Here is a 15,909-nt window from a genome sequence, read left to right on the forward strand (position 1 = left end):
CAATTTGTAAGTTTGCAAAAAATAATAGCAGACTGGGTGTGAATACTTCCCAAAGCAGAAACCAGATAAATTGCGTCCTTACATCCTTATCAGGATTCAAGTCCCTTCTACATGCTACAAAAGCTACGTGAAATAATTACCTCGGACCTGAGGTCGCTTAAATCAAAAGGGTCTTTTGGGCAAAACCTGGCCATTATGTTTAGCGGATCAATGGTGGTGGTGGCCTCTCAATTATTCCTGACCCCTATTGTGACCAGAATATTTGATGCGGCTGATTATGGGGTTTTCTCGATATTCAACATACTGGTACTGAACTTAAGTGCTATAGCAACACTCAGCCTAAACCAGAGCCTTGTGTTGCCTGAGACAAAAAAGGAATTCGTGACCTTATTCAGGTATGCTCTGTACACTTCATTCGGATTTTTTCTGCTTTTTCTTCTCCTTACCCTGATTCTGGATGATTTTCTAATCCGCAGATTCACCCTGGAAAAGATGGGGTTCTTATTTTACCTCATCCCGTTCGGGGTATTATTGCAATCCATTATTTACCTGCTAACGAGTGCCAATGTACGCTATAAAGAATTTAAAATTAATGCGCAGACAAGAAGCAGTGTTGGTGTAGGGACGAGGGCATTTCATATTGTATTTGGGCTGGCTACAAACGGAGTATCTTACGGCCTTATAGTAGGGGAGCTTGTTGGGAAACTGTCTCACTTTACCATCCTGGCCAGGCAGCACTTTAAAAAGAGGAGCCTTTCTATCCAGGGTTATTCCCCTAATCTTGCGTCTTTAAAACAGGTTGCAATAAAATACAGGCAGTTTCCACTTTATGTGACTCCCGGAAATTATCTGAACCTCTTGGCGGGCCAGCTCCCGGCGATGTTCTTTTTAAAATACGACTTCGGAGTAATTGGTGCTTATTCACTTTCTATCAGCCTTTTAAGCATTCCTATTCAGACGATTGGTAATTCTATCTACTCTGTCTTTTTGCAAAAGGCGGCAGAAATAAAAAGTCACAATATAAGCCAGCTTTCCGGTCTGTTCCATAAGCTATTTGTAAGGTTAGCCGCCATCTCTCTCATTGGGTACGGTAGTATTATCTTTCTGGCTCCCACCGTGTTCCCGATTGCTCTTGGAGAAGACTGGCAATTGAGTGGGGAGATTGCCTCCATTCTGGCCATCTACTTTGCTCCATATATGATCTTTTCTCCTTTAAGCAGCTTATTCACCGTGCTTAACATGGAGCGTAGCCGACTGATCATTAGCCTGGTAACTCTAGCAGGCAGGTTTGGCATACTGATATTTTTGATTGATAAGCTGGAACCTCTCCAGCTACTTCACATCCTTTCCTTTTACAACCTGGGCGTCTACTTGTTTTACATTTTTTATCTTATTGTGAGAGCTCGTCTTGCCAGCCTTCGCTTCGCCGTTTCGGCGATGTTGTCTATTGGGGCTATCATAGCTATATTTGTTTTTGCTAAGCAATTACTAGGAATGGAGCTGTGATGGTATCAAGGAAGTATTTTAAAAAGAGGGTAAAGGAACTATATCTACAAAAGGTCGTTCACCCTCTTACTACTAAGGCTCCTCTGAGTGGAAAAGCTGAAGCAAATAACCAGTTCCCTCCGTTTTTCATAATAGGTTCCGGACGGTCTGGCACGACTTTACTAAGAAAGGTTCTGAGTAACCACGCTTCCATTATAATCCCCCCTGAAACGGACAGTCTGATCATTGATAGTGTAAAGTATTACCTGGATCAACGGAAACTGCCTTGGATTGTACGAGCCCGGGAAATCATTTCTATGTGGCAGAAAGCCTCAAGTTTTAGCTATTGGAATATAGAGTTAGAACCGCTTTTGGGCAAATTTGAAAAGGCCGATACTTCTTCCCATTCACTGAGCTATATTCTTCATGCTATTTATTTGCAGTACGCTGCCCAATTTAAGCCCGGGGCTTTTCGCTGGGGGGACAAAACGCCCTATCTCACTTTTGGTATGGAATGGGTGAAAATGGTCTTTCCCCAGGCGCGGTTTATTCATATGCTTCGCGACGGACGGGCTGTGGTCAGCAGTAAATTAAAAGCTAAAAGGTATAACTCCCTCGAACCAGCAGCACACCGCTGGAATGAAAGCCTGGAGTTGATTCAGCGATTTGAAAAAAAGCATGGACCAGGCAATGTGCATACAGTTAAATATGAGGACCTGGTGGCCAACCCTGAACAAATCTGCCGGCAGGTCTGCCAGTTTCTTGCCCTGGACTTTCAACCATCAATGCTGTCGGAAGAGTCAGATATTCAGGGTGATATTGTGTTACCCCATCATGCCAATGTATTTAATAATATAAATACTGACTCGCTTGATAAGTGGAAAAAGCATCTTTCACCAGAACAGGTCAATCAGGCTGAGCACTTAATGGCACGGTTCCTCACTAAATATAACTACTACTGAGTTGCCCTCCCCTGCCATGAGCAAAACACGCCGTATCCTGCACATTACTAACTGGTATCCTAATAAGTTTGAAGAAAAGGAAGCCATGTGGGTGGGTAATCATCTAACTTCACTGACTCCATATGCCGAGCAGGTATTATATCACCTTGAGGTACGGCGCGGGCGCCCGGGATTTCACAGGTACAAAAATGACTTTGGCTTTTCGTATATAATGACGCTGCCAGACAAGCTGTACAAATGGCGCCTGGTGGAGTACCTGACTACCCTGCTCTTATTTTTCGTTCTGTTTGTTAAAGAAAGAAGGCAAAGGTATTCACTGATCAATTTTCATATTGCCTACCCCTTATGTACTTACCTGCATACTATCAGAAAGTATATAAAAAAGCCGATGGTGATCACTGAGCATTGGAGTGCATACCATTTTAGTTTTAATATTAAGGGTAGTGATGCACTGAACCGAATACGGAAGATATTTTACAATGAGGTACCGGTAATATGTGTTTCGCAGGCGCTGGCTGTTGATATAATTGCCTTTTCCCAAAACAGGGCACTCAAAACGCTGATTGTTCCGAATGTTATCGACACGTCGGCTTTTACGTTAACTCATGACAAGGCGGGTCATTTTCTAATGGCGAGCTATTGGAAGCTTCCTAAAAACCCCTTTCTGGTACTGGAAGCCATAGGTAGACGAATAAAACAGGGAAGTGACATCAGACTCCGTGTAGCGGGATATGGCCCTTTACTCCCCGATATGGAGCTATTTGTAGAAGAGAACGGGCTTCAGAATCACATATCATTTATCGGCAAGCTGGATAAACAGGAAATGGCCCGAGAAATGAAAAAAGCTTCTTTATTTTTACACCCCAGCCAGTATGAGACCTTTTCGGTAGTATGTGCTGAGGCTCTTTGCTGCGGGACCCCTGTTATGGCTTCCTCAGTAGGTGGTATTAAGGAGTTTATCACTGAGAACAATGGTCTGTTAGTGGACAACACGGTTTCAGCATGGCTTGACGCAATAGAACGGTTTGAGCAAATGCAAGGCCGGTTTCATTACGAGCAAATAGCCAATCAGGCATCCGGAAGATTTGCCATGGCGAAGGTGGGCAGGTTATATTCACATGCTCTGGATGAGGTTATAGAAGACTACCCTAATGAGTGACTTTAAATTTAGGAACCTAACCATACTTATTATCTCGCCTGAGCCTTGGGGAGATTCATTTGTGAGTAAGCATCACTATGCAAGACTTTTGGCCAGGCTGGGCAATACAGTGGTTTTTTTGTCTTCTGACGGAAGCACCTGTCAATTGTACAAAACAGGTATTGAAAACCTGTACCGGGCCACCTATAAGCCGTTCTTCAGGGGGATAGGCTACTTTCCTTCGTTTTTAAGAAGAAGCTTTCAAAAACGCAAGCTTAAGCCACTTGAAAAGCGACTTGGGAAAGCATTTGATGTAGTCTGGTCTTTTGATAGCTCAGTATTTTATGACTTGGATAGCCTGGGCAAAGACAGGATAAAAATCGCGCACCTGGTGGATATAAGTGAATCTTTCAAAGTAGTGGAGATGGCTCTTTCTGCCGACCTTTGCCTTGGAATATCAGACCAGGTGGTAGACCGGTTTATCAGGCACAATCCGGAAACCTATAAGGTGAGGCATGGCTACTCGCCTGTAGCGCCTACCCCACTGGCTGATCCGCTACCGGGGGAAAATAAAGTAAAGGCGCTATACGTGGGGAACCTTTCAAGGGACATAATTGACTGGGAGACTATAGGGCAAACCATACATCAAAACCCTGATGTGGACTTTCTTTTCATGGGTCCGGAAGGGGATAACCTCGGCTCAGGCGACAAACCTGCGGGGGCGAAACTTTCTGTAATGGCTGAGGACAATTTTTATAAGCTGCCCCCGGTTCCTTCTGAACAAATCATGTCATTTTTAAGCCAGGCTGATATTTTGATGGTGGTCTATGTACAGGATGACCCGGTGCATGTGGCTAATCCGCACAAAATGCTGGAATACCTGGCATCTGGCAAACCCATAGTTTCCACTCATGCCGGAGAGTATGCTCACCTTCAGGACCTGATCTTTATGACTGATACAAACGGGCAATATGCTGACCTATTTACTTCAGTGGTGAGGGACCTAAGGAGGCACTCTGCAGAAGAACGGATGAAGCAGCGCATTGACTATGCGATGAGCCAGACCTACGAGGATAAGCTAAATGAGATCGAGTCACACATAGGGCATGTTTTATCGGATAAAAAATAAGTACAGACAGCTGGTCAGTGAGTGGCAACTTCACCGGGCAAAAGACAAAATACACTTTGCCCCTGAGGAGGCGCTTATTCTTACCGGTGATCCACGTGGTGGCACGACATGGCTGAGCTCTTTACTTGTGCAAGCGACCAAAGCCGCCATGATATGGGAGCCGCTATGGCTGGCTAAGAATCCTTCTTTTAAAAACATCGGATTTAGCTACAGACAGTATATTTCAGAGCAGGAAAATTGGCCAGAGGCCGAAGGTCTCTTCAGGGACTTATTCAGCGGTAAGGACCTCAATAGTAATTTAATTTCATTTACGAGTGTTGCTGAGATAACCTCGTCCAGTCACCTGTTATTTAAGTTTTGCAGAGCTAACCAACTATTACCGTGGCTTACAGCAACATTCGAATTTACAAACCCTCCGATTTACCTACTACGCCATCCTTGTGCGGTGGTAGCCAGCCAGTTAAAACAGGGTGGATGGGACAGGCTACCTTCAACTATCCAATTTAAAGACCAACCTGATTTTGAACAAGAGGTAGGAGATCCGGACTATTTAAACACAATTAATACCGTGGAAAAACGCCTGGCACTGATATGGTGTATGGCAAACCGGAGGACACTGGAAAGTCCGCATAACAACCACCGCTGGCTATCTATCTGCTATGAAGATCTGCTCATGAACCCCCATCAGCAGCTATCCAGGATTCGGGACCGGTGGAAGGTGCCCTTGGCTAAGGATGTACTGGATGATGTGGCGAAACCAAGTTTTACTACAGTAGAAGATACTTCGGCTATTAAAGGGGCGGACCAGATAGGAAAATGGAAGGAAACTCTGAGTAGCAAGCAGATCGCTGAGATTATGGGGGTAGTGCAGCATTTTGGAATAAAAGTCTATTCAGAGGATCCGGTACCCGCCATCAGCTATGACTAATGAGCCACTGGTATCGATCATTATGCCCGTATACAATGGGGAGTTGTATGTGAAAGAGGCTATTCAGTCTGTCCTTTCTCAGGCCTACCGGCAATGGGAGCTCATTATTATTAATGACGGCAGTACAGATAGGTCAGAGGAGGTTATCTTATCCTTTGATGACTCGCGAATAGTATATCACAGGCAGGAAAATGCAGGTGTCGCCAAGGCACGCAATAAGGCCCTGGGCTTAATGAAAGGGACGCTGTTTTGTTTCCTGGATGCTGATGATATATTACCCGGGCAAAGCCTGCTGGTACGGGTACGCATTTTCAGAGAAAACCCGGAGGTGAATTTTGTGGACGGCACTGTATTGCAGAAGGACCAGAAACTCCAAAACCTCATCAGAACCTACACGCCCGTATTTAGAGGTAATCCTTTCGAATCACTAATCCTTAAACCTGAAGTATGCTTTGGTTTTATCACGTGGATGATAAAGAAGCCGAACCCTATGGTATTTATGGACGAGGGCGTTACTCATGGAGAGGACAGGTTATATTTCACGAGGCTCGCTCAAGACCCTGCGACCCTTTATACTTTCGTGGACGAAGTAATTTATGAAACCAGGGTGCATGGCAGTTCTGCCATGACTAACCTTTATGGCCTTGAAAATGGCTATATTCACTTGTACCGCACCTTAAAAAATGACTTGAAGGTAAAGACCTGGTTTCTAATTAGATTCAAGCTCAGACAGGCAAGGGTGCTTTTTTTGTCTAATTTGAGCGCTGGAAATTTCCGGCAGGCGCTAACTTCGGCATTGAGGATGATAATCACCTGAACAAGCCTTACCTGACAACCTCTGGCAAAGCGTATGAAAATACTTTTCGTATCCTACTGGGAGCTTGAAAACAACCTGACTGTTTCTACTATTTTTCCGCATATAAGGATACTCAGTGAGGCAGATGCCGTTGAATCCATCGTATTGGTCACAGTGGAACGGACTCAGGAGTTACCGGATATTACGCACTATGAAGAGGTGCTGGGCAAGAAAACCTCCATTCATCTAATTCCGAGTAAAGCCAGTTGGCCTTTCCATTTAGGTAAAGCCGTTGATTTTATCACCATTCCTAAAAAAATAACTACTCTGGCTAAAAGCCTTGGTTCGGATATAATCCTGGCCCGAACAGCCATGGCCGGAGCTATCGCTTTGAAGGCAGCAGAGAAAAACAAAATCCCCCTGTACGTAGAATCGTATGAACCTCACGCGGAATATATGGCTGAAAGCGGCGTTTGGAGGAGAGGGGGTAGTCGCTATAAATTTCAGCTAAAAAAGGAAAAGAAACTTAATAGAAAGGCGGCCGGTCTGATACCGGTAAGCCACCAATTTGCTAACAGACTGGTAGAAAATGAGCAGGTGGATAGTGAAAAGGTAAGGGTTATTCCTTGTAATGTCCAGCTTGAAAAATTTGCCTTTAACAAAGAAGCCCGTCTCGAGACCAGGAAAAGCTTAGGCATTCCTGAAGATAAGGTTACAGGTATATATGTAGGCAAGTTTGGTGGGCTATACCTGGAAAATGAAGCTTTTGAGCTTTTTTTATCTGCCCATAAAGAATTAAGTGGGGCCTTTCATCTAATCGTACTTTCTCCCCAGAGTCGCCAAGAAGTTGAAGGGCTTGCCTTAAAAGCTGGCTTTCCCATATCCGATTTAACGGTGACCAGAGCACCTCACACACAGGTTGCAAGCTATCTCTCGGCAGCTGATTTAGCTTTTGCCACTTATAAACCCGGACCTTCTAAAAAATATCTTAGCCCTGTAAAAGTAGGTGAATACTGGGCCAGTGGCTTACCTGTGGTGCTAACTGAGGGCGTAGGTGACGAGTCGTACATTATCCCTGATGAGGGAGGGGGTGCTTTATTTAACCCGGCAAAGGCAAAAGACTTTTTTAGTGACAAAAGAGACTTGCTTTGCCTGAAAGCAGATAATAAAGTCAGAGAACAAGCTATGAGACTAGCCGAAAAACATAGAAATTATAAACAGTCGCTTGAGGTATATGACTATTTTTTTGATCTCTTTAACAAGGGGGGCAAATAAATGCAGAAGTCAATACTTATACTTTTTATTATCTATTGCCTGGCCTGCTCATTAGCTCATGCCCAATGTCCCGACCCGGCATTGACCGCACCTACAACGCTTTGTACTGGCGAAGAGGGTAACTTTTCGGCCGGAGGAGATATTACCAACTATCAATGGGACTTTTGCCCTGGTGATTTAGCTAACTCACCAATAGTTTATAGCCCACTAACGACTGAACTGCGCCGGGCCGAAGAACCGGAGATAGCACAGGATGGCAATGATAGCTACCTCTTCATACCTGGCCAAAGCTCTCTTTTCAGAGCACGTATTAATTCTGACCGCAGCCTTAGTAACCCTGTGTATCTGAATAGCATGGATGCCATAAACCGTGCAGTGGCTATAGAGCTAGTGGAAGTCAGCGGCAACTGGTATGGATTCACTATTGATTTTAATACGGGCAATATTATCCGCCTTGAATTTGGTTCAGACCTGACTAATCTGAGTCCAACGCTGGTCAGCCTGAATACAGATTCGTATTTCACCAACCCGAGAGGTTTTGATCTGATTAAGGATAATGGCGGTTACTTTCTTGCTGTAACCAGTATTTCTACAAATACGCTGAGCATCGCTACGCTTGGAACAGATATTACTGCAGGTATATCATCAGGAAATATTTCAACAGTACCGCTCCCCGGTACTGACTTACAGGAGGTGGCGTTTATACAAGATTGTGATGAATGGAAAGCAGTAGCTGTATCTAAAAACGACAACCGTATTTTTTACCTCAGCTTCGGCAATAGCCTCCTCAATGATCCGGTGATATCTGACATTACTCCTGAGGGTAGTCTGGCAGACCAGCCGGCAGGCATTCAGCTTGCCTATGATGACGGTCACTATTATGGCTTGATTACGTCCACCGTCTCCGGCACCTACCTGCTGGATTTTGGATCTTCACTTAACACCTCCCCAAATGCAAGCGCTCTTAGCGGATTACCATCACAAGCCAGGGGGCTATTTGGCATAGACCTTGCCAAAGAAGAGTCCAGATACTACGGCTATGCCATCAACACAACCAGTGGCGAGATCATCAGCTACGTATGGCCGGAAGTAGCGTGTACGGCATCGGTGGCGTATACGGAAGCCAGCTCCCCCACCGTGAGTTTTAGTGAACCGGGTGCCCTGTTCTTCGACGCACTTTTAACTGGTAGTGACGGAAGCAACATTAAAAAAAATGTAGAGATAATAGTACAGGATGTGCCGGCTGTAAACTATAGCATCTCCGGCAGGTGCCTTGACACCCCTGTACAGCTACAAGCCAATTCTTTGACAGAACAGCGGATAGTTTCTTATCAGTGGGAGGTAGATGGCGGCTTTCTCGCATCCGGTGAAGAAGCAGTTTTTGAGCCTGCTTCTGCCGGCACCTATAGACTTTCGGTCACTGCTATAAATGAAGCAGGGTGTTCCTTTACTTATGAGGAGGAAATAAGTATACAAGCAGCCTCATCTCTCAGTCCAGCTTTCATATATCAAAGCGGCCCGCTATGCAGTAATAGTGAGCTTTCTTTTACAGATACTTCATCCGCTGGTGCGGGGGAGACGGTAATAGCCTGGGGATGGGACTTTGATGATCCGGCCTCCGGGGATTCGAATGTAGCTACCGGCCAGCAAGCTTTTCATAGTTTTTCAGCAGCAGGCACTTATCAGGTAGGCCTCACAATCACCTCCTCCAGTGGCTGCACGGCGATGATTAGTAGAGAGGTTATCGTGCAGGAAGGTCCCGAGGCAGCGTTCAGTTTCAGTAACTCCTGCCAGGGGGATATCATACAATTCACCAATCAGTCTACCGGGACAGATATAACGGGGTACTTCTGGAGCTTTGGGGATGGTACGACGGCTTCAGTACAAAACCCGGTGCACTCATACGAGGAGTCAGGCACCTACCCTGTCGACCTTACGGTTACCTCCGGCAATGGCTGCGCCACCACGCTGACCAAACATATTAGAGTATTTGAACCGCCTTTCGTGGATTTCATTTATGAAAATGCATGTAGCGGTACCTCTACACGCTTTTTTGACCGCTCAGACGCCGGCGATTCGAACGTTTCTCAATGGCGCTGGGAGGTAGAGAGTCAGGACGACGAAGTTATTACCTACCTGGAGCCATCTCCCGAGCATATTTTCACCAACCCAGGTACCTACGGGGTAAAGCTGGTGGTTACAAATGATGCAGGCTGCGCCGATTCTCTTACTCAAAATGTAACGGTACTGCCTGCTCCCCAGGTGGCATTTGATATAATAGAAGACTGCCCGGGAGATGCCACGCAGTTTTTTGATCGTACCACCACAGATCCCTCCACTTCTCTCACAGGCAGATTGTGGATTATCAACGGGAGGCTTTTTAATGAGCAAAATCCGCGCGTAGTATTTAGCGAACCCGGCACCTATGATGTAACGCTGAGTGTAGATGCAGACAATGCCTGTTCAGCCACCGTCACAAGGCAGGTAGTCATAGCAGATGTGCCGAATATAGACTTCAGCCTTTCATCAACCTGCAGTGGCCAGCCGGTAACCTTAGAGGCAGAATTTCCTGACGGGGTAAACCCTCTGAACCTTGAATGGGACGTACAGGGAGTAGGCACCAGTGATACCCCCGGTCCTGTTTTTACCTTTCCAGACGCAGGGGATTATACCATCACCTTGTCGGCCACTTTACCACGAGGCTGTGTTATAAGCCGCAGCCGGACCGTATCTATCGTACCAGCTCCGCAGGCTGCTTTCTCCTATTTTCCTACTGAAGGAAGGCCACCCTTATCGGTGAGGTTCTTTAACAGCAGTACCGGAGCTATTTCATATGAGTGGTACATTAACGGAACCCGCTTTTCTGTAGAAGAAGAGCCTGTCTACACCCTTACTGAAGAAGGTCTGAATACTATCACCCTGGTAGCTATTAATGGAAGTGGCTGTACCGACAGCCTTAGCCGGGCCGTACAGGTGATAGATCCAGCACGGGACCTGAAGGTACGATCAGTATCACTTGCGGATAACTCAGATGGAAGTGCAGGTATAAATATTGAAGTGTATAACAACAGCCAGCTACCTGCAGAGTCTCCCGAAATACTAATAGAGACTGCGAGTCTTTCCCTATCCATCACCTGGGAGGGCACGATCAGCCCGGGCGAGACTACCACGATAGTGCCATCCATCAGCCTGAACCCCAGAACACTGTCGGCAACAGATTACGTTTGTGCAACAGTCTCCCAACCGGGTTTTACTGATTTGAGCCCGGGAGACAACTCGGCCTGTCTGCCTTTACAAGAGGAAATAATATTTATTCCTCCATCACCCAATCCTGCCGGAAATGAGGTTATCGCAGGCCTGATCTCAATGGAAAACAGCAAGGTAAGCATCAGTATAATAAATAGTAAGGGGGCTGTAATGGCAGTTGTCAACGAACAGGTTGATCAGGGGCGAAATCTATTCAAAATAGCCACCAGTGACTACGCTCCCGGCATCTATTACCTGCAAATGCAAACTAAGAACCTTAAACGTACGTTCAAAGTAATGGTATATAGGTAGGCAGTTCATTTGAGAGTGGAGCCAGCAATTTACCCCAAAAATTATTTGTTAACATTAAGGTAATATGGCTTCATTTTAAAATAAAATGAAGAAACACTATCTTTGCGCCGAATTTTATTCCGAAAAAACAATGACTAATGGCGGCAACAGTTAAGCTTGACAAAATAGACCGTAAAATACTCGAGATACTACAGAACAATGGTCGTATCACGAATGCCCAGCTATCAAAGGAGATAGGCCTTTCTCCGGCCCCTACTCTCGAAAGGGTAAAGAAGCTCGAGAACAGCGGCATCATCAAGAGCTACCATGCCAAACTGGACATGGAAAAGATCGGGCTTGGCGTCAGCACATTTGTGCACGTGAGCCTCAAAGGCCATAACAAAGAAAATATTGATGTTTTCATAAAGGAAATTAACCAGATCGAAGAAGTGATCGAGTGTCATCACATAACTGGTTCCGGTGACTTTTTCCTTAAGATAATTGCCAAAGACATCGTTTCTTATCAGAAACTAATGCTTGAAAAGGTATCTGAGATAGAAGTAGTAGACAATCTGCAGACCATGGTGATTCTGTCTACTTTCAAGGACAGCAAGGCACTGCCTGTTCCCTGATAACCTCTATTTCGCCGTAGATAATTTGGCTGCTCTACTTTAAGAGCAGCCTTTTTTATGCGGCAAACCCATCTGCAGCCCAGCGGATAGCAAGACTTATGATAGCTGCAATGGCTGCAATGATGAGGATAAAGGTCAGCAATAGCACAATCAGTATACCTATCCCTGACCCTTTATGCTTTCCCTCGTTATAGTACTCCCTCAATAGGCGTATGTTACGCGTATTGGCTTTATATACAAAGTCAAAAATGTTTCCCAGCACGGGTACACTCCCTACGATGAAGTCCAGCAGTACATTACCGGTCATTTTAAGCAGTACCTTGCCGCTTACTCCCGTGCGGGCAGCCTGCACCACCAGCAGTGATGATATAATGAACGAGACTCCATCACCCAGTACCGGCAATAAACCGAGTATAGGGTCCAGCCCGAAACGAAATTTTGTACCTGGCAGCCGGTACTTGGAGTCGAGGAAGTAGGCCACCTTTTCTGCCCATTCCAGTTGCCTTAATCGTTGCGTTTTTGTCATGTGTATAGTTAAAAAAGTGAACCAGTCTCACTATTCTGAAAAATATGTTTTAAAATAGCCCTGCCGGAAGCTTTCAATAAAGTACACGACCATGAAAGACCAACAGACCCTGATACTAGATAGCAATAAGATCGAAAAGATTGTCAAGCGCATTGCTTTTCAGATATATGAGAATAACGCTGTAGAGACTGACCTGTTTATTGCCGGTATCTGGGACCGTGGGTATCACCTTGCCGAAATGATGGCCAGAGAGCTAACGGAGATAAGCCCGATAAAAACTCATCTGCTACGTATCGATATTGATAAGCAGGATCCGGTGTCTTCTGAAGTAAAAATGGATAAGCCTGTAACTACGGTGGAAAACCAGCGGGTAATTCTGGTAGATGACGTGTTGAACACCGGCCGAACGTTGTTTTACGCATTGGAGCCATTTATGAATATCAGCCTCCAAAAACTGGAGATTGCTGTCTTGGTAAACAGAAGCCATGCCTGCTTTGGCGTCTATCCGCAGTACACAGGTTATGAGCTTGCCACCACATTGGAAGAGCATATTCATGTGTCATTTGAAGAAGAACCAAAAGGTGTTTTCTTAAGATAAGTGGCATTAAAATACTGGTATAACCAAAGGGAACATTGATTTTTCAAAAATCCGGCTATATTACAATCAGTCTATAGGGGTATTTTTAGCCAAATGGAATATTGAATAATCCACTCATAATGGCTGGCAATTTGCCTGAAACCTCCCAAAGGGAAGCTGATTTGATCTTTACCTAAGGCTTCAATCCAGGGCCACTATTTAGCTAACAGACTGATAAACAATTTCTCACGAGAGGAAGACATAGCTCCAAATGCTCATGTTACATCTGTTTTTTTCGGAGGGAAAAAAGTGAAAAAATTGCTTGCCAGTCGAAGTAAATCGAATAATTTGGCATCCAGTTTATTGCTTTTTTTCCAGCAATAGTTTTCCTATTTTACATAAGGCCTACTAATTATCCTATAATGAACGTGAGTTCCCAAGCCGATCTGCAACTGGAGATAAAGCAGCTTAAACAGCAAATCAAAGAGCTGGAAGAACGAGAGGCTTCCCGGGCGGCCTACATTCACGTAATTGAAAACGACCTTCAAAAATACCAGCTCGCTGCTAATGGAGCTAATGACGGCCTATGGGACTGGGATATAGTCAGTAACGAGGTTTTCGTGTCCGAGCCGTGGAAAAAAATGCTTGGCTATACGGAGCGGGAAATTGACAGTAGCATCCTGGCCTGGGAGACCCTGCTCCATCCCGACGACCGTGAACGGGCCATCAAAGCCTTTTACGATTACCTTGAAAATCGAATTGACCATTACTCCCTGGAATTCCGGCTGCGCCATAAGGACGGCACATACCGGTGGATAGCCAGCCGGGGCACTGCGTTGCGTGACCGCAATGGCATAGCTTACCGAATAAGCGGATCCCATACGGATATTACCGATCGTAAACGAGCCGAAGAGGTAATCCAGAACAGTATAAACAAGTACAGGAATCTTTTTCAAAACAGCCTGGTAGGCATGTTCAGAACAGCAGCTGACACAGGCGAGATACTGGAAGCTAATGCCAAAGCGCTGGAGCTGTTCAATGCCAGTGAGGGCGACAAGCTTTACACCACCAACTTTTATACGAGCGAGACGCAGCGGCTGGAGATGATGGAAAAACTCCTCAGCCACGGAAAAGTGGAAAATGAGGAAATGCTCCTGAAGCGCAATGACGGAACCACTTTTTGGGTAAACTACAGTAGTGTGTACTACCCCAAAGAAAACCGCATAGAGGCTGTCCTGAAAGATATTACTGACACCAAGCAGAACTTTGAAGAGCTGCAGAAGGTAAACTTTGAGCTGGATAACTTCGTGTACCATGCCTCGCATGATTTGCGCTCTCCCCTGCGGTCTATCCTTGGTCTTATCCACCTGCTGCGTAGCGAAACCGATCCATCGGGCAGGGAAAAGATCATCGAAATGATCGAAGGTAGTATTCACCGTCTGGACAGCCTTGTGGTTGATCTGCTTAGTATTTCAAGAAATAACCGGGTCAATGACCCTAAAGTCAGCATTAATTTCCTAACGGAGATCAACAATACGCTAACCAGCTTCTATACGGCGGAAGAAGGTCCCATGCCTGAAATTCTTACCAGGGTTTATCAACCATATGAATTCAGAAGTGACCTTACCCGCATAAGGATTGTGATGAACAATATCATATCCAATGCGATTAAATACCGCTCCCGAGAAAAGGACTATACCTATGTGGAAATAGTGGTGAAGGTGGAAAAGGAAAAAGTCACCATCACGGTTAGTGACAATGGAGAGGGTATTTCTGAAGAAAAGCTGGAGAATATCTTTGAGATGTTCTATCGCGCCTCAGAGAGTAGCGAGGGCAGCGGGCTGGGCCTGTATATCGTCAAAAATGTCATTGACAAAATGAAAGGTGACATTAAAGTAGAGAGCAAGGTTTCCGAGGGGACCCGTTTTACAGTGGTTTTGCCCGCCTATTCAGAAGAGGACGAAGAGACCAACGCATAGTTTAGCTGCATTTTTCCCTGTTTTTATCATTTTTTTGTAGATTGAGCCGTTTTTAAGCACAACGTTACTGTCATGTCTGTACACCGGCCCGATATCAAAAAGATCACTACCCATCAGCTTCAGGAAATGAAGAACCGTGGGGAGAAGATCTCCATGCTTACTGCCTACGATTATTCGATGGCGCGCCTGCTGGACGCGGCAGGAATAGATGTTTTACTGGTGGGGGATTCGGCCAGTAACGTCATGGCAGGAAACGAGACTACACTTCCTATCACTCTTGACCATATGATCTACCATGCCACTTCTGTGGTAAAAGCTGTAGACCGTGCCCTGGTGATTGTGGACATACCATTCGGCTCCTACCAGGGTAACAGTAGTGAGGCACTGCGCTCGGCCATTCGTATAATGAAGGAGAGTGGGGCACACGGGGTAAAAATGGAGGGTGGCTCGGAAATAAAAGAGAGTATCACCCGGATACTTAGCGCCGGCGTACCTGTGATGGGGCACCTGGGCCTGACCCCTCAGAGCATTTATAAATTTGGCACCTATACTGTACGTGCCCGAGAGGAGGAGGAAGCTGCTAAACTGATACATGACGCGAAGCTTCTGGAAGAGTGCGGGTGTTTTGGCCTCGTGCTGGAAAAAATACCCTCAGGGTTGGCCAAGCGCGTAGCGAGTGAGGTAAATATTCCCGTTATCGGCATTGGTGCCGGCCCGCATGTAGATGGTCAGGTGCTGGTAGTGCATGATATGCTGGGCATCACCCAGGAATTTAAGCCACGTTTTTTGAGAAGGTACGCAGACCTTCACAAAACCATAACCGAGGCTGTTAGTCATTACATAGAGGATGTCAAAAGCCACGACTTCCCAAAGGATACAGAAAGTTATAAATAAGTGAGAAGAGTACCGCCCTTTTGCAGGTGGCGGCTATACGTTACTCAATAA

At 45.6% G+C, this 15,909-nt stretch carries 13 protein-coding genes; 12 read left to right on the forward strand and 1 reads right to left on the reverse strand.

Annotation, left to right across the window (positions count from 1 at the left end; all coding sequences use genetic code 11):
• Positions 1-111: 111 nt before the first annotated feature.
• From AB9P05_RS05785 to AB9P05_RS05825, 9 genes are all read left to right on the forward strand, one after another.
• Positions 112-1,506 carry a lipopolysaccharide biosynthesis protein gene (locus tag AB9P05_RS05785; RefSeq protein WP_371907864.1) on the forward strand — a complete coding sequence of 465 codons (1,395 nt, stop codon included), beginning with the start codon at positions 112-114 and terminating at the stop codon, positions 1,504-1,506.
• On the forward strand, positions 1,506-2,447 hold the full coding sequence (locus AB9P05_RS05790; RefSeq protein ID WP_371911334.1) for a sulfotransferase: 942 nt from the start codon (positions 1,506-1,508) through the stop codon (positions 2,445-2,447). Before AB9P05_RS05785 ends, AB9P05_RS05790 begins: the two co-directional genes overlap by 1 nt.
• A gap of 16 nt (positions 2,448-2,463) precedes the next feature.
• Complete coding sequence (locus AB9P05_RS05795) at positions 2,464-3,606, forward strand: glycosyltransferase family 4 protein (protein WP_371907865.1); 1,143 nt, start codon at positions 2,464-2,466, stop codon at positions 3,604-3,606.
• Positions 3,599-4,714, forward strand: a complete 1,116-nt coding sequence (locus AB9P05_RS05800) for a hypothetical protein (RefSeq protein WP_371907866.1) — start codon at positions 3,599-3,601, stop codon at positions 4,712-4,714. The genes AB9P05_RS05795 and AB9P05_RS05800 overlap by 8 nt, the downstream gene beginning before the upstream one ends.
• Positions 4,692-5,642 (forward strand): sulfotransferase, encoded by a 951-nt coding sequence (locus AB9P05_RS05805; protein ID WP_371907867.1) that lies wholly within the window; start codon positions 4,692-4,694, stop codon positions 5,640-5,642. Before AB9P05_RS05800 ends, AB9P05_RS05805 begins: the two co-directional genes overlap by 23 nt.
• Complete coding sequence (locus tag AB9P05_RS05810; protein WP_371907868.1) at positions 5,635-6,459, forward strand: glycosyltransferase family 2 protein; 825 nt, start codon at positions 5,635-5,637, stop codon at positions 6,457-6,459. The genes AB9P05_RS05805 and AB9P05_RS05810 overlap by 8 nt, the downstream gene beginning before the upstream one ends.
• Before the next feature lie 33 nt (positions 6,460-6,492).
• Entirely contained in the window at positions 6,493-7,713 is a 1,221-nt protein-coding gene (locus AB9P05_RS05815; RefSeq protein WP_371907869.1) for a glycosyltransferase, read from the forward strand.
• On the forward strand, positions 7,714-11,271 hold the full coding sequence (locus AB9P05_RS05820) for a PKD domain-containing protein (RefSeq protein WP_371907870.1): 3,558 nt from the start codon (positions 7,714-7,716) through the stop codon (positions 11,269-11,271). It abuts the gene before it with no gap.
• 137 nt (positions 11,272-11,408) lie between these two features.
• A complete protein-coding gene (locus AB9P05_RS05825; protein WP_371907871.1) occupies positions 11,409-11,882 on the forward strand; it encodes an Lrp/AsnC family transcriptional regulator in 474 nt (157 codons plus the stop codon).
• A gap of 55 nt (positions 11,883-11,937) precedes the next feature.
• On the opposite strand, the gene AB9P05_RS05830 is transcribed toward AB9P05_RS05825, so the two are convergent.
• Entirely contained in the window at positions 11,938-12,408 is a 471-nt protein-coding gene (locus AB9P05_RS05830) for a DUF4112 domain-containing protein (protein ID WP_371907872.1), read from the reverse strand.
• A gap of 91 nt (positions 12,409-12,499) precedes the next feature.
• Here AB9P05_RS05830 and AB9P05_RS05835 point away from each other — a divergent pair, with 91 nt between their 5' ends.
• The 3 genes from AB9P05_RS05835 (at position 12,500) to panB (ending at position 15,858) form a co-directional block, all read left to right on the forward strand.
• Positions 12,500-13,006, forward strand: a complete 507-nt coding sequence (locus AB9P05_RS05835; RefSeq protein ID WP_371907873.1) for a phosphoribosyltransferase family protein — start codon at positions 12,500-12,502, stop codon at positions 13,004-13,006.
• 401 nt (positions 13,007-13,407) lie between these two features.
• Entirely contained in the window at positions 13,408-14,964 is a 1,557-nt protein-coding gene (locus AB9P05_RS05840; protein ID WP_371907874.1) for an ATP-binding protein, read from the forward strand.
• Positions 14,965-15,036: 72 nt separating this feature from the next.
• On the forward strand, positions 15,037-15,858 hold the full coding sequence (gene panB / locus AB9P05_RS05845; protein WP_371907875.1) for a 3-methyl-2-oxobutanoate hydroxymethyltransferase: 822 nt from the start codon (positions 15,037-15,039) through the stop codon (positions 15,856-15,858).
• Positions 15,859-15,909 lie beyond the last annotated feature (51 nt).

This window comes from Roseivirga sp. BDSF3-8 (genome assembly GCF_041449215.1).
GTDB lineage: Bacteria > Bacteroidota > Bacteroidia > Cytophagales > Cyclobacteriaceae > JBGNFV01.